Genomic DNA, 19964 nt, shown 5'->3' with positions numbered 1-19964 from the left:
TTCGCGGCGAACGACGACGCTAATGCTTCTTGCGTGAATCGAGCACGTCCTGCAGCAGGCCCTTCAGGGCATCCTTGCTGGTGGACTTGTCCGCCGGCTTGTCGGCGGCGGGCGCCGCATCCTTGTGCAGGGCATTGCCGATCCCGCTGCCCAGCAGGCCGGCGACGGCGGAGGGATCGAGCTTGAACGCCGGCGCGCTGGCCGTGCCGGTGACGCGCACGCCGATGCCCTGCTCGCTGGTGCCGCCAAGCACACCACCGAGCAGGCGCCCGGCCTTGGAGTTCGTGAGCAGGCCACTGCTCGCCTGGCTGCCACCGCTGAGCCCCTGGTCGAGCTTGACCAGCATGTTGAAGTCGAGCTTGCCATCGGCAGCCATGCCGCCCTTGCCGGTGAGGCTGCCCAGGTCGGCGATCTCCGCGCTGGCCGGTTCGGCGTGGATGCCGGAAGGTGCGATCCGCAGCGTCGCGGCAGCATGCCGGATCACCGTGTCCTGCGGCGCCTTGATGCCGGCCAGCGACAACACGCCGCCAAGTTTCGAGCCCAGGCTGTAGCCGGCCAGGCGCGAGTCGTCGAGCGTCACCGGGCCGCTGATCACCAGCGCATCGAGCGGCCCGCGCGCGCGCAGATCCACGCCCACGCTGCCACCGCTGAGGCGCGAATCCTTCGGCAGCACCACGCCGAATGCCGGCAGCAGGGGTTGCAGGTCATCGACCGGCAACTGCTTGCCGCGCAAGCGCAGATCCAGCTGGATCACCTTGCCGCGGTTGTCGAAGCTGCCATCGACGGCCAGCTTCGCGCCACCGCTGCCGAGGGTGGTGCGCTCGACGCCGCCGGTGCCATCGAGCAGCCGATAGCTGGCCTGGTAGTCGATGCGCAACGGTTGCGGCGACGGCGAACCGGACGCCACCAGCTTGAGCTGGCGCGCGTCGATGCCGCCCTGCGAGCCCAGCACGCCCCCGGCCGAGCTGATGCGCGTGTCGATGTCGAGCACACCGCCGACGCCGTCGGCGCTGCTCATCAGGCCAGCGCCGACCAGGTCCAGCCCGTGCAGCACCAGATGCGCCTCGACCGGCGTCAGCAGCGCATTCGCCGCGTTCCACGGGCCAAGCGTGCCATCCAGCTGCAGGCTGCCGCCGCCGGCGATGTCGGCGCTCATCGAGAACGGAAACGCCGCGCCCAACCCGACGTGGTCGGCGCGCAGATCCACCTTGCGATAGCTGCGCGCATCGCCGGCCGCCCGCTGCAGGTCGATGCGGCCATCCCTGATCCGCAGCTTGTCCACGCTGAACCCGGGCGGCGTGGTTGCGGAAGCATCCGCGGCGGGCGCCGCCGTGCTCGCGCCGAAGCTGGCGAAATTCCACTGGCCGGCGCGGTTCTCCACCAGCCGCACCACCGGCTGATCCAGGGTCAGCGAGGTGATCTGCACCTGCCGATGCAGCAGCAACGGCCACAGCCTCACGCCGAACTGCAGCGACTGCGCGCTCACGAAGGGCTGCCCGCCAAACTTCGGATCGTCGCCGATGCGGATGTCGTCGGCGTCCAGCGAGCCCGACCAGACCGAGACATGCAGCTGGCCCAGCGTCACTTCGCGGCCCAGCGCCTGGCCCAGGCTGGCCTGGATCTGCGGACGGAAGTGGTTGGCATCCACCAGCAGCAGGGCGGCGGCCCCCGCCACCAGCACCAGCACCACCAGCCCGAGCAAACCGATCAGCAGGCGTTTCATGGCGTCACCTCGCGCGCGTCGTCATGTACCGATACTAGGAGCCCGCGCGGCAAACCGGTAGCGTCGGGCGGGGTGTCGATCCGGCGGTTGCCCGTTCGTCGCCCATGCACGCAGGACGGGCACTGCCCGCCGCTCTCGATCGCGCACATCATGGAGAAACATGGCGGGCGATGCCTGCCCTACGAGCAACGCTGATGTTGTAGGAGCGCACCTTGTGCGCGACGCTTTCGAGAATCCGGAATCCCGGCACAAAAGCATCGCGCGCAAGCTGCGCTCCTACGGGAGCAGCAAACTTCCGGTTTACGCGCGGCGCGCCTTGCGCCCCTTCCACGCGTAACCGATCCCCAGCAGCACGAACCACACCGGACTCGCAATCAGCGCCTCGCGCGTATCCGGCTGCAGGCTCAGCAGTACCAGCACGAACACGAAGAACGCCAAGCACACCCAGCACATGAACACGCCGCCGGGCATCTTGTAGATCGACGCCTCGTGCAATTGCGGGCGCTTGCGCCGATAGGCCATGTAGGCAAACAGGATCAGCGACCACACGAACATGAACAGCACCGCCGACACCGTGGTGACCAGGGTGAAGGCGGTGACGAGGTCCGGAATCAGGTAGATCAGCGCCGCACCCAGCAGCAGGCAGAAGCAGGAGAACAACAGGCCCAGCGACGGTACCGCAGCGCGCGACAGCCGACCGAACGTCTTCGGCGCATGTTTTTCTTCGGCCAGGCCGTACAGCATGCGGCTGGTGGAGAAGATGCCGCTGTTGGCCGACGAGGTGGCTGAGGTCAGCACCACGAAATTGATCAGGCTGGCCGCGGCCGGGATGCCGGCCAGCACGAACAACTCCACGAACGGGCTCTTGCTCGGCTCCACCAGGCGCCACGGCGTGACCATCATGATCGCGACCAGCGCCAGCACGTAGAAGATGATGATGCGGATCGGGATCGAGTTGATCGCCTTGGGCAGGTTGCGCTGCGGGTTGGCGGTTTCCGCGGCGGTGGTGCCGACCAGCTCGATGCCGACGAAGGCGAACACCGCGATCTGGAAGCCGGCGAAGAAGCCGCTCATCCCCTTCGGAAAGAAGCCGTCGTCGTTCCACAGGTTGGCCACCGAGGCCTGGTGCCCGGTGGGCGAGGTGAAGCCCCAGGCGACCAGCGCAAAGCCGGTGACGATCAGCGCGCAGATCGCCACGATCTTGATCAGCGCGAACCAGAACTCCATCTCGCCGAACAGTTTCACCGTGACCAGGTTGAGGCTGAGCAGCAGCAGCACGCACAGCACGGCCGGAATCCACGGCGCCAGCCCCGGGAACCAGAACTGCGCGTACGCCGCGATGGCGATGACGTCGGCGATCGCGGTGATGATCCAGCAGAACCAGTAGGTCCAGCCGCAGAAGAAACCGGCCCACGGCCCGAGCAGGTCGGTGGAGAAATCGATGAACGACTTGTACTCGAGGTTCGACAGCAGCAGCTCGCCCATCGCCCGCATCACGAAGAACAGCATCACGCCGATGATCAGGTAGACCAGCAGGATCGACGGCCCGGCCAGGCTGATCGTCTTGCCCGAACCCATGAACAGGCCGGTACCGATCGCGCCGCCGATGGCGATCAGTTGCAGATGTCGGTTGGAAAGGCTGCGGCGCAGATGGTCGGGTTGTCCCGGCAATGCGGTCATGCGTCGAGCCTTTGCAATGAGGAAAGCGACAACATACAGAAAACCGGGCCCCGCGTGCACTCCCGCGCTACGCGCCCGCAGGCGCCGCCCGCGCGCAGTCCAGCGGCCAGCAGCCGAGCCGGATATGCCGCGTCCTGCCCAGCAGGCTGTGCACCAGCACGAATTCGTCGACGCGCCAGCCGATCGGCGCCACCGGCTCGGCGGCCACCTTGCGCGCGTCATATGCCAGGGTGACATGCGGCTCGAAACCGGCCCCAACCGGCACCACGCCCGCCTCGCGCAACAGCGCGGCAAGTTGCGCCTGGAAGGCGCGCAACGGCGCATTGCCGCCATCGGCGCGCAGCACGAACGGCAGCTTGTCGCGCCGGCCGTCGAAACTGGCCACGCGGTCGAACACCACTTCGAAAGGCGCTTCCCGCACCCGCGCTGCCGCCTTCATCGTGGCCTGCGCCACATCCGGTGGCAGCCCGGCCCAGTCGCCCAGATGCAGCAGGGTGATGTGGAAACGCTCCGGCAGCAGCGGCCTGCCGCGCAACCCGTGGCGGGTGCATTGTTCGGCGGCAAGCGCGCTCAACCGCGCCACGGTTGCCTGATCGGGGAACACCGCCAGGAACAGCCGGTCGGTCGCCGCCGCGGGTGCAAAGCCGGGAAATGAAGTCTGTGCCGCCACGCCCGTCACCCTCTGTGGTCATTGCCGGTGCGCGGCACCGGCGAGTTCAGTCCCTGCCCGCGCATCACTGCGGCAACGACGGAATCGCGAGGCTGCGCTCGGGATCGCCGCTGGCGCCCGTGCGCAGGCCCGGCGGGATGTGCCCGACATCGCCCACCGAGATCACCTTGAACGTGCCGTCGGCCTCCACCCGGATGCGGGTGATGCTGGCGTTGCCCACCGACATCTCCAGCCACGCCTGCGGATCGACGCCCATCGCGCGCACCACCATGTTGCGGATCACGTTGCCGTGGCAGACCATCAGGTCGGTCTGCTCATGACCGGATGCGGGCTTGAAATAGCGCGCGAACAGGCGATCGAACTGCGCCTTGCAGGCGGCCAGATCGGCCGGCTTTTCCTTCGCCATGATCGCGGCCCGGCGCGTCGGCGGCGTGCACTCGGCCAGATCGTCGACCACCTCGAAGCGACGCGCCGGGAAGTCCTCGCCGATCAACGCCGCCGTATCGCGCGCCCGCTGCACCGGGCTGACATACATCGCATCGAAACGCGTCGGCAACCCGGCCAGCCGCGCACCCGCCAGATGCGCCTGCGCCACCCCGAGCGGCGCCAGCTGCGGCCCCAGCTTCGGATCGGCTTTCGCATCGGGCAGGTAATAGCCGTGGCGCACCAGCACGATGGTGCGGGCAGCCGGCGCCGCCACATCGGCCGCGTGCAACGGGGCGATCAGCAACACCAGGCACAACCAGGGGAGCAGCCTTTTCATCACGAGCCATCCTGCAGCGGGTGTGGCGTCGAATGGTACCCGCTGGACGTCGTCATTCCCGTGCACCGCCATCCATGGCCATGCATGGGGCCATTCCTTCAACGCAGACCCACCGTGCCCTCGGCAGCCTTGACCAGCTTCGCCGGGTCGTAACCCACGCCATCCTTGAACACAAGGGTGACGTTCTCGATGTCCTTGATGCGCTCCGCCGGGTTGCCCCTGACCAGCACCAGGTCAGCCGCCTTGCCCACGTCGATCGAGCCGATCTCCTTTTCCACGCCCATGAAACGCGCGCCGTTCAAGGTGGCGATCCGGATGGCCTGCACCGGCGTGAGGCCCGCCTCCACCAGCAGCTCCACCTCACGCTGGTCGCCATAGCCCGCGATCACGCCACCGTAGCCGGTGGGATCGAGGCCGGCGAGCAGGGTGCCACCGGCCTCGACGAAGGCGCGTTCGAAAGCCATCTCCAACTTGAACGCCTGCGGCCACGGGGAATCCTTCATCGCCGCGACGCGCTCGCGCGCCTTCAGGTATTCGACGCGGGCCTGCGGCAACATCGCGTCCAGCACCCGCGCACCCTGCGGCGCGCGGCCGGGCACGAAAGTCTCGAACACCGGCAGCGTAGAGGTCACCGCAACGCGCTTCGCCACCAGATGCTTGATCAGCGCCCGGATTTCCGGGCCGTCGACCTTCAGCGTCGCCAGGTGCGCCACCGCGGCCTTGGTGTCCGGACACACATCCGGCTGCTTGCCGGGGCTGAACTCGGTGTCCACGAACAAGCCGTGCTCGAGATCGTCGATGCCGAGATCCGCCGCTTCGGTGAAGCCGATCGAACACAGGTGGCCGGTCACCTTGATGCCGCGCGCATGCGCCGCCGCGATCGCCGCCGACAACTCGGCGCGGGTGATGTGCATGTACGCCTTGAACGACGTCGCACCCTCGTCCATCCAGTAGTTCACCGTATCGCGCGCGTCGGCGGCATCTGCCAGCTCGTGCATCTGCGGCGTGAAGCTGCCCTTGCCTTCCAGATACGGCCCGGTGGTGTGCATCTTCGGCCCCGGAATACGGCCCGCGTCGATCGCCTTCTTCAGCGCCAGGTCGGTGTAGGGCTCGGTGCTGCCGGTGGTGCGGATGGTGGTGACGCCGCCGGCGAGGTACAGCTTGGGAAAACTCGACGCCTGCTCCGGATAGATCGCCTCCTTTGCCGCGGGATTCACCTTGGGCGCGGGATAGAACATGTGGTCGTGCATGCCGACCAGGCCGGGAATCAGCGTCTGCCCGCCGCCGTCGATGACCGTCGCGCCCTCGGGCAAGGTCACGTGGCGCCCGACCGCCGCGATGCGCCCGTCGCGCAGCAACACCGTCTGGTTCTCCCGGGCGGGCGTGCCGTGGCCGTCGATCACCCGCACGTGGATGATCGCCAGCAGTGGCTGGGCGTGCACGACATAAACCTGCGCCGGAGACGACAACACCGGCATGGCGGCCCGGGCCGGCGACGCGGCCCCGAACGCGGCGCAGACCACAACCAGGGCGAACGCCCGCACTGTACTCATGCCACGAAGATTCGACGAACGATGCATGACTGCCCCCGGTTTGCGTGATGCACGGTTCCACTCGACCGCGCCGGGCGGAATGTACGCCCAGCGCCGCCGCCGGGGAATGGCTTGCCGCGACCAATTTGTCATGTATGTTGACTGTCAAGTAAACGGACTAGTGAGCCGCCATGTCCCGCACACCTCACTGGCACGAGCAAGTCGTGACGCCGGCCCTGCTCCGCCACGCGCGAACCATTTACGGCACGGCCATGCGCCGGGCACTGGGCAACGCCGGCTATCACGATATTCCGAAGAACGGCCTGTACCTGATTGGCGGCATGGCACTCCACGAGCGCGGCGTGCCGCTGGGGGAACTGGTCCGGGAGTTGCGCGTGTCCAAGCAGGCCGCCAGCCAGCTCGTCGACGCACTGGTGGCGGGTGGCTACCTGCAGCGTGCCGCCGACGAAAACGATCGCCGCAAGCTGGTCGTGACCCTGACTCGACGAGGCCGCGCCGCCGCGGAGGTGCAGGCGAAAGCGCGCGAGCAGGTCGACGCCGAACTGCTTGCGCGTGTCGGTGCCCGCGCGGTCAGCACCACCCGCAGGACGCTCGCCGCCCTGATCGACCTCGGCCAGCCCGGCGAAAGTGGCCACCGACACGACTGAGCCGCTTGCTGGAACCTTTGCTCCAGCCCCACCACATGAGCGATGCCGCGCGGTTCGCGTACGTGTCGGCATCGCCCGTACCCGCCGGGCCTGGTACTGGGCCCACATCGATGGCCATCGACTGGCGCTCGCGAGCCAACGCTTCTTCGACGGCCAGAGTGCGGGCCATTGCGCCGCGACCACCAGCCCGATCAGAACCGACCCCATCGCGCGGCATCATTGCTGCCCATTCGGGACACCGCCAAGGATACTCTTCGCGCGCAAGGCGACATCCCTTTGGCTCACCTAAAATTCGCGGTGACGCTCGCACGGAATTTGTTGCCCGCAATTTCAGCGCATGAGCCCGCTCGCGGTGATACTCGGCTGCGTCGAGCCCGTTCGCGTCCTACAAAACAGCCTCCAGCCCCTTGCGATCAATCAGGTTCAGCAGCTTCAGCGAAGGACCGCTGGGCTTCTTCTCGCCGATTTCCCACTTCTGCACGGTGGAAACGCTGGTGTTGAGCACGGCAGCGAAGACGGCCTGGCTGACCTTCGAATTCTCGCGGATCAGCTTGATCTTGCTTGCGCCAATGTCCGGCACGGCGAGATGGCTCAGCGCTTCGTACTCGTGCATGCGGCGCTTGCTGATCACACCAGCCCGATGCAGGCCTGTGGCCGTCTCGTGGACTTCGGCAAGAATGCGGCTCTTGCGGACTTTGTTAGTCATGGTCTACCTCCACAAGTTCGTCGGCTTCCAGCGCGGCGGCAAGAGCTTTGTCGTCCTGACCAAGAAGATCTGACGCCAGCTCCTGCAGCGCGCGAAGCTCATGCTTGTCGATATTGGCTCGTTCGTTCTTGCCGAAACCAAAGATGAAGTACCAGCGGTCGCCTCGATTGGTGGCGACGATGGTTCGTGCGCCTCCGCGCTTTCCACGGCCGGGCAAGGCAATCCGTTTCTTGACCAACTGTCCGCCGAGGTCGGCATCGATCAGTCCTGCCTCCATCTCGATCACCGACTGGAACAGATCAGGACCGGCCAGACCCGTCTTGCCCATCCAACGGCTGAACGTCCGTGTTCTGAAAATCCGTTTCATGGCTACAACCATAGCACTTGGTGATATGGTTTTCATCTGCCCGTGGAGTCCTCGCATCAGTCAAAAAAGAAGCCCGCCATCGGCGGGCTTCTTCAGGCCAACGAGGTATCCCGTGCCCTACCCCAGCAACACCCGGTTCATCCGCTGCACGAATGCGGCGGGGTCCGGCAGCTGCGCACCGGCGGAAATCTCCGCCTGCTCCAGCAGCAGCGTAGCGAGATCGCGCGCCTTGTCCTCATCGGCCTCGTTCTCCACACGCTTGACCAGCGCGTGCGCCGGGTTGATCTCCAGCGTCGGCTTGCTCTCGGGCATGTCCTGCCCGGCTTCGCGCAGCAGACGCGCCAGGTGCGGGGCCATTTCGTAATCGGAGAGCGCCAGGCACGACGGCGAATCGGTCAGGCGGGCGGACACCTTCACCTCGCCCACGCGATCGCCGAGCAGGTCCTTGAGCTTCTTCAGCAGCGGCTCGGCCTCTTTCGTGGCCTCTTCCTGCTTTTTCTTGTCGGCCTCGTCCAGCGGTACCTCGCCCTTGGCCACGCTCTTGAGCTTCTTGCCTTCGTACTCGCTCAGGGAGCCGATCATCCATTCGTCGATGCGGTCGGACATCAGCAGCACCTCGATGTCCTTGGCCTTGAACGCTTCCAGCTGCGGGCTGCCGGCGGCGGCCTTGTAGCTGTCGGCGGTGATGTACCAGATCGCGTCCTGGCCGACGGCCATGCGGCTGATGTAGTCGTCCAGCGAGACGTTCTGTGCGGTGCCCTCGCCCTTGGTCGAGGCGAAGCGCAGCAGCTTGGCGATGCGCTCGCGGTTGTTGGCGTCTTCGCTGATGCCTTCCTTGAGCGTATTGCCGAAGGCCTTGTAGAAGGTCGCGAACTTCTCCGGTTCGTCGCGGGCGAGCTTCTCGATCAGGTCGAGCACGCGCTTGACGCAAGCCGCCTTGATGCGGTCGACCTGACGGTTGTGCTGCAGGATTTCGCGGCTGACGTTGAGCGGCAGGTCGTCGGCATCGACCACGCCGCGCACGAAGCGCAGGTAGTTCGGCAGCAGCTCTTCGGCGGCGTCCATGATGAAGACGCGCTTGATGTAGAGCTTCAGGCCCTTGCGCTCGTCGCGGCCGCCCATCATCAGATCGAACGGCGGCTGCGCGGGAATGTAGAGCAGCGTGGTGAAACTCTGGCTGCCCTCGACGCGGTTGTGCGTCCACGCCAGCGGGTCGTTGAAATCGTGGCCGAGCGACTTGTAGAAGCTCTGGTAGTCCTCGTCGGAAATGTCCGATTTCGGCTTGGTCCACAGCGCGGAGGCCGCGTTGATGCTCTCGAACTCGTCGGTGGGCTTGCCGTCCTTTTCCACCGGCATGCGGATCGGGAACGCCACGTGGTCGGAGTACTTGCGGATCAGCGATTTCAGCTGCCAGCCCTTGAGGAAGTCGTCCTCGTCGGCCTTCAGGTGCAGGATCACCGCGGTGCCGCGTTCGGCCTGCTCGACCGCTTCCAGCGAGTACTCGCCCTTGCCGTCGCTCTCCCACTTCACGCCCTCGGCCGCGGGTGCGTCCGCGCGCCGGGTCACCACGGTGACCTTGTCGGCCACCACGAAGGCGGAATAGAAACCCACGCCGAACTGGCCGATCAGGCGGGCGTCGGCCTTCTGCTCGCCGCTCATCGCCTCCAGGAAACGGCGCGTGCCCGAGCTGGCGATGGTGCCGATGTTGGCCACCACCTCGTCGCGGCTCATGCCGATGCCGTTGTCGCGCACGGTGACGGTGCGCGCCTCCGGGTCCCAGTTGATGTCGATGTGCAGCTCGCTGTCGCCGGCCAGGAGTCCGGGCTTGGCGATCGACTCGAAGCGCAGCTTGTCGCAGGCGTCGGAGGCGTTGGAGATCAGCTCGCGCAGGAAGATCTCCTTGTGCGAGTACAGCGAGTGGGTGACCAGGCGCAGGACCTGGGCAACTTCGGCTTCGAACTGGCGAGTTTCGGCGACAGGCGCATTCATGGGCGGATTCAACTCCATGGCAAATGAAAATGGTGGGTCGTCGCCTCCTCGGGCATGACCGGCGGACCGACCCCGCACGATCCCCGCACCGGTGGAACCGGTCATGGAAACGCGACAACTGGCCCCGAGATTCGGGCAGCCGGCCGCGGTTTCAAGGCCGGGCGGCCGATAAAATGGCCCGATGACGTACCGCGGACGCTTCGCCCCTTCGCCCACCGGGCAACTGCACTTCGGCTCGCTGGTGGCCGCGGTGGGCAGCTGGCTGTGCGCCCGCCACGCCGGCGGCGAATGGCTGGTGCGGATGGAGGATATCGACCCCCCGCGCGAGGTGCCCGGCGCCGCCGCCGACATCCTCGCCGCGCTGCCCGCGTTCGGCCTGGTGGCGGATGCGCCGGCGCTGTTCCAGTCGCAGCGCACCGCCGCCTACGACGAGGCGTTCGCGGCGTTGCGCGCGGCCGACCTGGTATTTCCCTGCACCTGCAGCCGAAGCCAGCTCGCCGCCAGCGGCGGCATCCATCGCGACGGCCACTGCATCGACGGCAGTCACGCCGATCGCGAGCCGGCGTGGCGGCTGCGCGTGAGCGATGTGGAGATCGGGTTCGACGACACCCTGCTGGGGCCGCAACGCGAGCGGTTGCGCGAAACCGTGGGCGATTTCGTGATCCGCCGCGCCGACGGTTTCTATTCCTATCAGTTGGCCTGCGTGGTGGACGACGCCTTCCAGGGCATCACCGAGGTGGTGCGGGGCCAGGACCTGCTCGACTCCACCGCGCGGCAGATCTGGCTGCAGCGCTGCCTGGGCCTGACCACGCCGACGTATCGACACCTGCCCCTGGTGCATGACAAGGCCGGCAACAAGCTGTCGAAATCCTCCCACGCCTGGCCGCTAGACCCCGGCGAGCCCACGCCGGCGCTGCGCCGCGCACTCGCTTTCCTCGGGCAGGCGTTGCCGGACCGGCCGGTGGATGCAGACGCCCTGCTGGCCCACGCGCTGACCAGCTTCGACCCCGCCCGATTGCCGCATTGCAGCGGTAGTTCCCCCGACTGATCGGCTATAACTGGACGGCCGTTCACGCCGTTTGCACGAGCAGTGCAGGCGCGCGACAACGGCAACATTCGCGTGCTTGACTTGGGCAAACAGGAGATCGACGGCATGACCCAGCGTACGGCTTTGGTTACCGGGGGAACCGGGGGCATCGGCAGCGCCATCGTGCGCCATCTGGCGAAACAGGGTCACAAGGTCGCCACCAATTATCGCGACGAGGCCAAGACCGCCGCCTGGCGCGAAGCGATGGCGCAGGAGGGCATCGAGGTGTGCACGGTGCGCGGTGATGTGTCCGATCCCGAATCCTGCGCGGCGATGGTGCGGGCGATCGAGGAAAAATGCGGTCCGGTGGACATCCTGGTCAACAACGCCGGCATTACCCGCGACACCACCTTCCACAAGATGAACTATCAGCAGTGGACGGACGTGATCAACACCAACCTCAACTCCTGCTTCAACGTCACCCGCGCGGTGATCGAGGGCATGCGCGCGCGCAAGTGGGGCCGCATCGTGCAGATCAGCTCGATCAACGGCCAGAAGGGCCAGTACGGCCAGGCCAACTACGCCGCGGCCAAGGCCGGCATGCACGGTTTCACCATCTCGCTGGCGCAGGAAAACGCCAAGTTCGGCATCACCGTCAACACCGTCTCGCCCGGCTACGTCGCCACCGACATGGTGATGGCCGTGCCGGCGGAAGTGCGCGCCAAGATCGAGGCGCAGATCCCGCTCGGCCGGCTCGGCCGGCCGGAGGAGATCGCCCACGCCGTGGCCTTCCTCACCGGCGAGGAAACCGGCTGGATGACCGGCGCCAACCTGGCGATCAATGGCGGCCAGTACATGGGGTGGTGATGGGGCAGGAGTGAGAGACGAGGAGTGAGAAACGAGGGAGAGCAACAGCCCGGCCGTAGGGCGGGCACGGCCCGCCGTTCTTGATTGCGCGTGCTGTCGAAAAGCACGGCGGGCGGTGCCCGCCCTACGGTTCGCCGAGCAGCTTCTCGATCACCTTGCCCACCGCTGCAAAGGCGAACGCGCCGGTGACGTGGGTGGCCGCGCCCAGGCCGCCGCCGCAGGCGAGGTTCATGGAATCGCCGCCCGGCGGCCGGGTGCCGCAGACAGTGCCGTCGGGTTGCGGGTACTGCACGTTCTGCAGCGAATAGACGGCTGAAACGCCGAAGTAGCGATCGGGGTTGCGCGGGAAATTGAAATCCGCACGGAGCTTCTTGCGGATCAGGCTGAACATTGCGTCGTGCTCCGTGCGCGACAGGTCGCGCACGCGGATCTGGGTGGGGTCGGTGCGGCCGCCCGCCGAGCCCACGCTGACGATCGGCAGCTTGCGCCGGCGGCACCAGGCGATCGTTTCCAGCTTCACCCGGAACGCGTCGCAGGCATCGAGCACCACGTCGTAGCCGCGGTCGAGCAGCTCGTCCAGCGTGGCCGGGGTGAGGAAGCGCTCGATCGCCTCCAGCCGGATCGCCGGGTTGATCGCACGCGCGCGCGCCGCCATCACGCCCACTTTCGACTTGCCGTATTCGCCGTCCAGCGCGTGCAGCTGGCGATTGGTGTTGGACACGCAGACCTCGTCGGCGTCGATCAGGGTGAGCCGGCCCACGCCGCTGCGCGCCAGCGCCTCGACCGCCCACGAGCCGACGCCGCCCACGCCGATCACGCAGACATGCTTCTGCGCCAGCGTGCCCACGCTGCCCTGCCCGAACAACCGCTCGACGCCGGCGAAGCGCTCGACCGGCACGGCTACCTCGTTCATGGCATACCCGCGCGAAGCGGCGGCGGCAGGAAAACGGTCACGGCGAGCACCTTGGCGAAAACGATCATTTTATCGCGCCGGCTTGGCCTCGCGGCAGTCGCGCAGGCTATGCTTGCGCTTATCCCTCGAAATGGAGCGGCTCCATGCGTGTTGCCCTGATGATCCTGCTCGGCCTGGTGATTGGCATCATCGGTACCGTCAACGTGATGAACGTGCTGAGCGAGCGCAATCCGATGCCCGCAGCGGTGATGCATACGCTCGGCTATCACGTGGGCGAATTGAAAGGCGCGATCAAGGCCAACCAGTGCGAGGCGGCGAAGGTCCAGCATCACCTGGCCCGGCTCGAATCCACCGCCAGCGACATCACGCCGGTGTTCGGCATGAACGACAAGGATTTCGCCAACCACGCCAGCCAGTTGCAGGACCGCCTGCACCAGGCGGTTGCGGCAGCGCCGGCGACCTGTACCGCGCTGGCCGCCGTGCTCAAGCCGGTGGGCGAGAGCTGCAAGAGCTGCCACGACAAATATCGCTGATCGCGGGCGCCGCTCAGAAGCGGATCTTGCCGCGCAGCATCTGCGCGTACATCACCCAGTCGCCGGCAAGGCTGTACAGCGGGTGCTTGAATGTGGCCGGGCGGTTTTTCTCGAACGCGTAGTGGCCCAGCCAGGCGAAGCCGTAGCCGGCCACCGGCACCAGCCACAGCCAGCGCCACTGGCCGCTCGCCACGGCCAGCACCAGCACCGCGAGCACCAGCGTGCTGCCGATGAAATGCATTCGGCGACAGCTGCGATTGGCGTGCTCGCCGAGATAGAACGGATAGAACTCGGCAAAACTGCGAAAGGTCGACATGCTGCTGCTCCGCGAGCGGGCGCCCTGATTCCGCCCCGCCACATTTACCAGGCGCGTTGATATTGCACCGGTGCGTCGATCGACGCACCCAGCTGCGCTGCCGCGCGGCGGGGAAAATAGGGATCGCGCAGGCTCTCGCGGGCGATCAGCACCACGTCGGCGGCGCCGTTGGCGATGATCTGCGCGGCCTGCTCCGCGCCGGTGATCAGGCCCACCGCACCGGTGGCGATCCCGGCCTCGCGGCGGATTTGCGCCGCGAACGGCACCTGGTAACCCGGCGCCAGCGGAATCTTCACGTGCGGCAGCAAGCCGCCGCTGGAGACGTCGATCAGGTCCACGCCCAGGGGCTTCATCTGGCGCGCCAGTTCCACGCTCTGCCCGATGTCCCAGCCGCCGGCATCCGCCCAGTCGGTAGCCGAGACGCGCAGCCACAACGGCAGTGCGGCCGGCCACACCTCGCGCACGGCGACGACCACCTCGCGCACCAGACGAATGCGATTCTCGAAGCTGCCGCCGTAAGCATCGTCGCGCAGGTTGCTCAGCGGCGACAGGAACTGATGCAGCAGGTAGCCGTGCGCCGCATGCACCTCGATCAACTCGAAACCCGCTGCCAGCGCGCGTTGCGCGGCGGCGCGAAAGTCCGCGATCACCGCCTGGATACCGGCCTCGTCCAGCGCCTGCGGCGCCGGCCAGCCGGCAGCGAACGGCAGCACCGAGGGCGCGACGGTAACCCAGTCGCCCTGCCCCGCCGGCACGGGGCCTTGCCCGTCCCACGGCCGCAGCGTGCTGGCCTTGCGCCCGGCGTGAGCCAACTGCATGCCGGCAATCGCGCCCTGCGCCTTGATGAAACGGGTGATCGGCTGCCATGCCTGCAACTGGGCGTCGTTCCACAGGCCGGTGTCCTGCGGCGAGATGCGCCCCTGCGCGGACACCGCCGAAGCCTCGGCGATCACCAGCGCCGCGCCGCCGACCGCGCGGCTGCCCAGGTGCACCATGTGCCAGTCATTGGGCACGCCGTCGGTGGCCGAGTATTCGCACATCGGCGACACCGCGAGGCGGTTGCGCAAGGTCAGGCTGCGTTGGGCAAGCGGATCGAACAGGTTCATGGGAAATCCAGCGTCACGGAACGGTCGAGATGCAGACGGCGACGCCGGGAATCAAGCCGCCGTGTCGCCGCGCGCGACGAAAGTCGCATCCTCCCCGGCCAACCAGCCGGCGATGCGCGCGGCGACCGGCGCCGGCGCCTTCATCCAGCCGAAATGGTCGGCCGGCGTGCCATCCAGGTCGTCGCGCGAGATCGTCTCCACGCGACGCGCGGCCGGACCGAGCTTGCCCAGCAGCCATGCCAGCGAGGCCGGCGGACCGAGCCAGTCCTGCTGCAGTCGCAGCGCCAGCACCGGCAGTTGCAGCGCGGCCAGCAAGCGCTCGAAATCCTCCGTCATGCCGGCCACCGCATAGCGGCCGCTGCGGCCGCTGCGTGCCCAGTCGGCGATCACGCCGCGCGCCTCGTTGCCGCCGAAACCGATCCGCCGCCCGGGCAGATGGCCGACCAGCGCAGCCAGCCAGGGCGCCAGCGCATAAGCGGCACCAATCAGCCAGCCGTGCCGGAACCGCCGCCAGTACGGCGCGCCACTGGCGACCAGCACCATGCCGGCGAAATCGTGCGGATGCAGGCTGGCGTAAAGCAGTCCGAGCTGGCCGCCGAGGCTGTGGCCGCCCAGCCAGCAGCGCGCCTGCGGCCAGCGCTGGCGCACCGCCGCCATGCCGGCGGGCAAGTCGTCCTGCAGCAATTGACGGTAACCCCAGTCGCAATCGCGGCCGGCGCGCCGATCGCTGGAGCCGATGCCGCGCCATTCATGCAACACCACGGCGACGCCGGCCACCGCCAGCGCCTGGGCCAGCGGCAGGTAATGCCGCGCCGGCATGCCCATCGCCGGCATCCAGTACAACAACTGCTGCCAGCGACCGGCCGGAAGCGTGGCCAGCAGCTCGCAGCGCGCGCCGTCGGCGGCGGTGACCGGGATGACCAGCGACTCGGCCGCGACAGGGGCGTTCTGGATGAAATGGTCGGGCATCCCGACAGGCTAGCGAATTGCCCTCGCCACTACAAAAAGAGGCCGGCTTGCGCCGGCCTCCTCAAGCAGACCTCGCCACCGCCATCAGACGGGGGTGACGTCTTCGGCCTGCAGGCCTTTCTGGCCGTCGACCACCTTGAAGGTCACCTTCTGTCCTTCCTGCAGGCTCTTGAATCCCGAACCAGTGATGGCGCGGAAATGCACGAACACGTCGGGGCCGCTTTCACGGCTGATGAAGCCGAAGCCCTTGGCGTCGTTGAACCACTTGACTGTACCCGTTTCACGATCCGACATGACTCACACTCCGATCCAATCCAGACTCTATCGACTAACCGGCCACAGGGGGGCCGACGGTTTACTGAGCATGCCAAGGTCGGGTGCAACGGACGGATTCAGGAAATCCCCAGTGGGCACTCACGCCGCCAAGCAGACGCAGCGATTCAAGCATAACGGATTTTTGGAAGAAAAGTGATTTGTCAAGCGGCTCGTCGTGACAGCCGTCCCGACAGCCGAAATCCGTTGCCGATCCGCGCCCCTGGCGGGCCGGGGCGGGCTCGCCGACAACCGACCCCTGCCGACCCCGGCGCGCGGGTTTCAGGTTTTCTTTACTTCACTTGCGGTTTAGTTGACCCGTTGGACCTCCGGCCAGACTCGGTGCCTGCGGCCTGCCCAATGCACAGGAGAGCATCATGACCACCCCGTTCCGCCTGGCCCTGGCCGCCGCGGTCGCCACCTTGCTTCTCGCCGGCTGCGCCAGCGACACCGAGACCCGGCCGACACCGGCCGCCTCGTCCCACGCCACCACCCGCTCGACCGCTCCGCCGGCACCCGCCCAGCGCTCCAGCCACCACGCCGCCGCGCCTGGCGACGCGAACCTGCCGGAACAGACCGGCATCCCCGCCTGCGACGACTACCTGTCCAGCTACCTCGCCTGCCACCGTGCGGCCGGCATCTTCTCGGCCGAACAGCTGCCGCTGCGTTACGAGGCGATGCGCACCAACCTGCTGCGCGATTCGCAGAACCCGGATGTCCGTCCGCAACTGGGCGAGCGCTGCAACTCGCTGGCGCGCAGCCTGCGCGAGGCGCTGCATGGCAAGTCCTGCAGCCCCAACCCGGCCCCGGCGGGCAGCACGCCGTAGGCAGGGCGCCTAAGCCAGTCGACGCAGCTCGGTGCGCAGCGACCGGGCGAAGGCGGCCGGTCGCGAGCGGACCACCCGCACCTGCGGCGTGCCATGCCAGCGCGCGGTATCGAGGATGGCTTGTGCCAGTTCCGCCAGCAGGCGCGGCTCGATCGCCACACCGGGTTCGAGTTCGATCGACTTGACCTCGAACAGGCCATCGCCGCGATGCGCCTTGGCGTCGAGCCGCCCGACCAGCCGGCCGCGATGCAGGATCGGCAGCACGAAGTAGCCGTAGCGCCGTCGCGCGGCCGGGACGTAGCACTCCAGGCTGTAGTCGAAATCGAACATCGCGCGCAGCCGCGTGCGGTCCCACACCAGCGGATCGAACGGCGACAGCAGTGCCGTGCGCGTGGCGCGCAGCCGCCCGCCCAGCGCCCGTTCCAGCAGGTCGGCGTGATCGCGATGCACGTAGCCGGGAGTCGCCCAGCCCTGTACCGCCACGGCCAGCAGTTCGCCGCTGGCCAGCAGCGGCGCCAGTTCGGCAGCGCCAACGCGGGGCTTGAGCCGGTGGTAGTCGGCGATCCACGCGGCCGGCGCCACGCCCAGTGCGCGCACGCCGTCGAGGACGAAGCGGCGACGCAGCGCGGCGGCCGGGAGCGTGGCCACCCGCGGATCGGGCGGCGGGTCGAGTTGCGCCAGCACCCGCTCGCTCAAGTCGTACACGCGCTGGAAGCGCTCGCGCCGCAGCACCATCAGTTCACCCAGGGCGAACCACGCCTCCAGCCAGCGCTTCTCCGGCTTCCACTCCCACCAGCCCGAGCTGGCCGCGCCCTGCTCGCGGGCAAAATCCGCCGCGCGCACCGGGCCCTCGGCGCGAATCCGCTCGAGCAGGCCGTCCATCCCGCTGCGCTGTTCGCGATGCATGCGTGCGGCGTGTCGGTGCGCCCAGTGTCCACCGCGCTGGTCGCTCCACGCACGGTGCCACGGCAGATCGGCGGCGCTGACGAAGCAGGCCTCGTGTGCCCAGGTTTCGGCCAGCTTGCCTTCGGCCAGCGCCTCGTCCAGCCAGGCCATCGGGTAATCACCCAACCGCGCGTGCAGTACCAGGTACGGGCTGCGCGCCACGACGTGGATGGTGTCGATCTGCAGCAAGCCCATGCGCTCGATGGCGGCCACCACGTCGGCGCGCCGGGCGCGTCGCCGGCTGGCCTGCAGCAAGCCCTGGGCCGCCAGTTGCAACAGGCGCGCCTGGGCAAGGCTGAGGGTGGGCGAAGCTGAAGCCCGGCTCAATGGCGTGTCGCCGTTGCCCGCATCGGCGGGCGATCTTGAGCGGACATATACACATCCCTTGCTAGGGTCCAGAGGAGTTCGGGTGCGGCGGCATGCGCGACCGGACCCCGTGTTTTTTCGGACACTCATTCTGGCATGGAGGATTCCATCATGAACTTCCGCACTCCCCTGTACGGCTGCCTGTTGGCCGGCGGGTTGTTGTTCGCCGGCGCGAGCCTGGCGCAGGACACCCCTGCCCCGGCCGCTTCCGCCACCGCCACCGATACCGCCACGTTCAACACGCCGCAGGGTCAGGTCGTGGTCAAAAGCGCACCGGCTCCGGCGCCGACGATCGCCCCGGCGCCCTCGTTCCAGCAGTTGGCGGCGGGCGGCAAGGGCATCACCGAGGAACAGGCCTCGGCCTATCCTCCGTTGGCCAACGACTTCCTCAACGCGGACAGCAACAAGAATGGCAAGGTCAGCGAAGCGGAATACGCACGCTGGGTGAAGCAGCTGCATTGAACACGCGGACGCGATGCCCGTGAATCGTGCATTCACGGGCATCGGATAAACTTGCCGGCCTGAATCGACGGCCGGCATGGCGCTCGCCGCGCATCGGAAAGACATCATGAAACTCCCGCTCGTCGCAGCCTGCGCGGCATGGGCCTGCGTGGCTGCTGCCACGGCGCATGCACAGAATCCCGACCCGATGGACATCCGCGGCTGCACCGCGATCGAGAGCGATGCGCAGCGACTGGCCTGCTACGACCAGGCCACCGGCCGGGTCAACCTGCCGGTGGCGCAGAAGCGCACGGTGCAGGCCGCCGGCGGCGAAGTGTTCGGCCACGACCATCCCGGGGCACCCGCGGCCGGCCCCGGCAACAGCGAGGTGGCCGTGCCGCTGTCGCTGCTTGACAGCCGCTGGGAGCTGGCGCCGGAAAGCAAACTGGGCACCTTCAACGTACGCGGCTACAAGCCGGTCTACGTGCTGCCCATCTTCGCCAGCAGCAACCAGAACAACCAGCCGCACAGCCCCAACCCCGACAACGACGCCACCGGCAGCGAGCGGCTGGACAACATCGAGGCGAAGTTCCAGCTGAGCCTCAAGGCCAAGGTCTGGCAAGGCGTGTTCGGCGACGCCGGCGACCTGTGGGTGGGCTATACCCAGTCGTCGCGGTGGCAGGTCTACAACTCCACCCTGTCGCGCCCGTTTCGCGAGACGGACTACGAGCCAGAGGCGATGCTGATGTTCGACACCAGCTACCACGTGCTTGGCTGGGAGGGACGCCTGCTCGGCATCGGCTTCAACCACCAGTCCAACGGCCGCGGGCTGCCGTTGTCGCGCAGCTGGAACCGGCTGATCGCCAACGTCGGCTTCGAACGCGAAGGCTGGACGGTGATGATCCGCCCGTGGTGGCGCATTCCCGAATCGCGAAGCATCGACGACAACCCCGACATCAGCGATTACGTGGGGCGCGGCGAGGTGGAGATCGTGCGCGAGTGGAACGGCCAGGAATTCGGTCTGACCTTGCGCGACTCGTTCCGCGGCGGCAGCCGCCAGCACGGATCGTTGCGCTTCGGGTGGAGCTTTCCGATCGCCGGCAACCTGCGCGGCTACGCCGAACTGTTCAAGGGCTACGGCGAGAGCCTGATCGACTACAACCACAACGCCACCTACCTCGGCGTGGGCGTGTCGTTGCTGGACTGGTACTGACGCGCGACGCGTTGCCGGCGGGCTTCAACGC

General features: G+C 67.5%; 21 protein-coding genes. 7 read left to right on the top strand and 14 right to left on the bottom strand.

Features of this window, described 5'->3' with window-relative positions:
* Window positions 1-19: 19 nt before the first annotated feature.
* The 5 genes from ACVCL3_RS17450 to ACVCL3_RS17430 form a co-directional block, all read right to left on the bottom strand.
* On the bottom strand, window positions 20-1723 hold the full coding sequence (locus tag ACVCL3_RS17450; RefSeq protein WP_447100099.1) for an AsmA family protein: 1704 nt from the start codon (window positions 1721-1723) through the stop codon (window positions 20-22).
* A 300-nt stretch (window positions 1724-2023) separates the two neighbouring features.
* Window positions 2024-3403, bottom strand: a complete 1380-nt coding sequence (gene cycA, locus ACVCL3_RS17445) for a D-serine/D-alanine/glycine transporter (RefSeq protein ID WP_447100098.1) — start codon at window positions 3401-3403, stop codon at window positions 2024-2026.
* A 67-nt stretch (window positions 3404-3470) separates the two neighbouring features.
* On the bottom strand, window positions 3471-4073 hold the full coding sequence (locus ACVCL3_RS17440; protein ID WP_447100097.1) for a 2'-5' RNA ligase family protein: 603 nt from the start codon (window positions 4071-4073) through the stop codon (window positions 3471-3473).
* Between the two features lie 64 nt (window positions 4074-4137).
* Window positions 4138-4836: a histidine phosphatase family protein gene (locus ACVCL3_RS17435; RefSeq protein ID WP_447098569.1), complete on the bottom strand. Its 699-nt coding sequence runs from the start codon at window positions 4834-4836 to the stop codon at window positions 4138-4140.
* A gap of 98 nt (window positions 4837-4934) precedes the next feature.
* Window positions 4935-6389, bottom strand: a complete 1455-nt coding sequence (locus ACVCL3_RS17430) for an amidohydrolase family protein (protein ID WP_447100096.1) — start codon at window positions 6387-6389, stop codon at window positions 4935-4937.
* Window positions 6390-6559: 170 nt separating this feature from the next.
* On the opposite strand from ACVCL3_RS17430, the gene ACVCL3_RS17425 reads away from it, so the two are divergent.
* Window positions 6560-7036 carry a MarR family winged helix-turn-helix transcriptional regulator gene (locus ACVCL3_RS17425; protein WP_447100095.1) on the top strand — a complete coding sequence of 159 codons (477 nt, stop codon included), beginning with the start codon at window positions 6560-6562 and terminating at the stop codon, window positions 7034-7036.
* A gap of 385 nt (window positions 7037-7421) precedes the next feature.
* Here ACVCL3_RS17425 and ACVCL3_RS17420 read toward each other — a convergent pair whose 3' ends face one another.
* The 3 genes from ACVCL3_RS17420 to htpG form a co-directional block, all read right to left on the bottom strand.
* The gene (locus tag ACVCL3_RS17420) at window positions 7422-7742 is read right to left on the bottom strand and encodes a helix-turn-helix domain-containing protein (protein WP_395119336.1); all 321 of its coding nucleotides are present in this window, start codon (window positions 7740-7742) and stop codon (window positions 7422-7424) included.
* Window positions 7735-8109 (bottom strand): type II toxin-antitoxin system RelE/ParE family toxin, encoded by a 375-nt coding sequence (locus tag ACVCL3_RS17415; protein WP_447098562.1) that lies wholly within the window; start codon window positions 8107-8109, stop codon window positions 7735-7737. The genes ACVCL3_RS17420 and ACVCL3_RS17415 overlap by 8 nt, the downstream gene beginning before the upstream one ends.
* Window positions 8110-8226: 117 nt before the next feature.
* Window positions 8227-10098, bottom strand: a complete 1872-nt coding sequence (gene htpG / locus ACVCL3_RS17410; protein WP_447100094.1) for a molecular chaperone HtpG — start codon at window positions 10096-10098, stop codon at window positions 8227-8229.
* A 181-nt stretch (window positions 10099-10279) separates the two neighbouring features.
* On the opposite strand from htpG, the gene gluQRS reads away from it, so the two are divergent.
* Both gluQRS and phbB read left to right on the top strand, forming a co-directional pair.
* Window positions 10280-11146 (top strand): tRNA glutamyl-Q(34) synthetase GluQRS, encoded by an 867-nt coding sequence (gluQRS, locus tag ACVCL3_RS17405; protein WP_447100093.1) that lies wholly within the window; start codon window positions 10280-10282, stop codon window positions 11144-11146.
* Window positions 11147-11251: 105 nt separating this feature from the next.
* Entirely contained in the window at window positions 11252-11992 is a 741-nt protein-coding gene (gene phbB, locus ACVCL3_RS17400) for a beta-ketoacyl-ACP reductase (RefSeq protein ID WP_395119344.1), read from the top strand.
* Between the two features lie 124 nt (window positions 11993-12116).
* Here the strand turns inward: phbB and ACVCL3_RS17395 are convergent, their stop codons facing one another.
* Window positions 12117-12905, bottom strand: a complete 789-nt coding sequence (locus ACVCL3_RS17395) for a tRNA threonylcarbamoyladenosine dehydratase (protein WP_447098559.1) — start codon at window positions 12903-12905, stop codon at window positions 12117-12119.
* Window positions 12906-13048: 143 nt separating this feature from the next.
* Between ACVCL3_RS17395 and ACVCL3_RS17390 the strand changes: the two genes are divergently transcribed.
* On the top strand, window positions 13049-13438 hold the full coding sequence (locus ACVCL3_RS17390) for a cytochrome c (RefSeq protein ID WP_447100092.1): 390 nt from the start codon (window positions 13049-13051) through the stop codon (window positions 13436-13438).
* 13 nt (window positions 13439-13451) lie between these two features.
* On the opposite strand, the gene ACVCL3_RS17385 is transcribed toward ACVCL3_RS17390, so the two are convergent.
* The 4 genes from ACVCL3_RS17385 to ACVCL3_RS17370 all read right to left on the bottom strand — a co-directional run bounded on the left by ACVCL3_RS17385 (window position 13452) and on the right by ACVCL3_RS17370 (window position 16123).
* Window positions 13452-13754: a DUF962 domain-containing protein gene (locus ACVCL3_RS17385; protein WP_395119350.1), complete on the bottom strand. Its 303-nt coding sequence runs from the start codon at window positions 13752-13754 to the stop codon at window positions 13452-13454.
* A 44-nt stretch (window positions 13755-13798) separates the two neighbouring features.
* Window positions 13799-14860, bottom strand: a complete 1062-nt coding sequence (locus ACVCL3_RS17380; protein ID WP_447100091.1) for an NADH:flavin oxidoreductase/NADH oxidase — start codon at window positions 14858-14860, stop codon at window positions 13799-13801.
* Window positions 14861-14911: 51 nt separating this feature from the next.
* A complete protein-coding gene (locus tag ACVCL3_RS17375) occupies window positions 14912-15829 on the bottom strand; it encodes an alpha/beta hydrolase family protein (RefSeq protein ID WP_447100090.1) in 918 nt (305 codons plus the stop codon).
* An 84-nt stretch (window positions 15830-15913) separates the two neighbouring features.
* Window positions 15914-16123, bottom strand: coding sequence for a cold-shock protein (locus tag ACVCL3_RS17370; protein WP_395119356.1), 210 nt, complete (start codon window positions 16121-16123; stop codon window positions 15914-15916).
* A 395-nt stretch (window positions 16124-16518) separates the two neighbouring features.
* Here ACVCL3_RS17370 and ACVCL3_RS17365 point away from each other — a divergent pair, with 395 nt between their 5' ends.
* The gene (locus ACVCL3_RS17365) at window positions 16519-16968 is read left to right on the top strand and encodes a hypothetical protein (protein WP_447100089.1); all 450 of its coding nucleotides are present in this window, start codon (window positions 16519-16521) and stop codon (window positions 16966-16968) included.
* Window positions 16969-16977: 9 nt separating this feature from the next.
* On the opposite strand, the gene ACVCL3_RS17360 is transcribed toward ACVCL3_RS17365, so the two are convergent.
* Complete coding sequence (locus ACVCL3_RS17360) at window positions 16978-18240, bottom strand: winged helix-turn-helix domain-containing protein (RefSeq protein ID WP_395119360.1); 1263 nt, start codon at window positions 18238-18240, stop codon at window positions 16978-16980.
* A gap of 150 nt (window positions 18241-18390) precedes the next feature.
* Here ACVCL3_RS17360 and ACVCL3_RS17355 point away from each other — a divergent pair, with 150 nt between their 5' ends.
* Together ACVCL3_RS17355 and ACVCL3_RS17350 are read left to right on the top strand one after the other, a co-directional pair.
* Window positions 18391-18741 carry a hypothetical protein gene (locus tag ACVCL3_RS17355; RefSeq protein WP_447100088.1) on the top strand — a complete coding sequence of 117 codons (351 nt, stop codon included), beginning with the start codon at window positions 18391-18393 and terminating at the stop codon, window positions 18739-18741.
* A gap of 106 nt (window positions 18742-18847) precedes the next feature.
* Complete coding sequence (locus tag ACVCL3_RS17350; RefSeq protein ID WP_447100087.1) at window positions 18848-19933, top strand: phospholipase A; 1086 nt, start codon at window positions 18848-18850, stop codon at window positions 19931-19933.
* Window positions 19934-19964: the final 31 nt, after the last annotated feature.

The sequence above is a fragment of the Rhodanobacter sp. UC4437_H4 genome (genome assembly GCF_052978425.1).
Note: the sequence above shows the minus strand (reverse complement) of the source record. Positions and strands in the feature narration are given on the sequence as shown.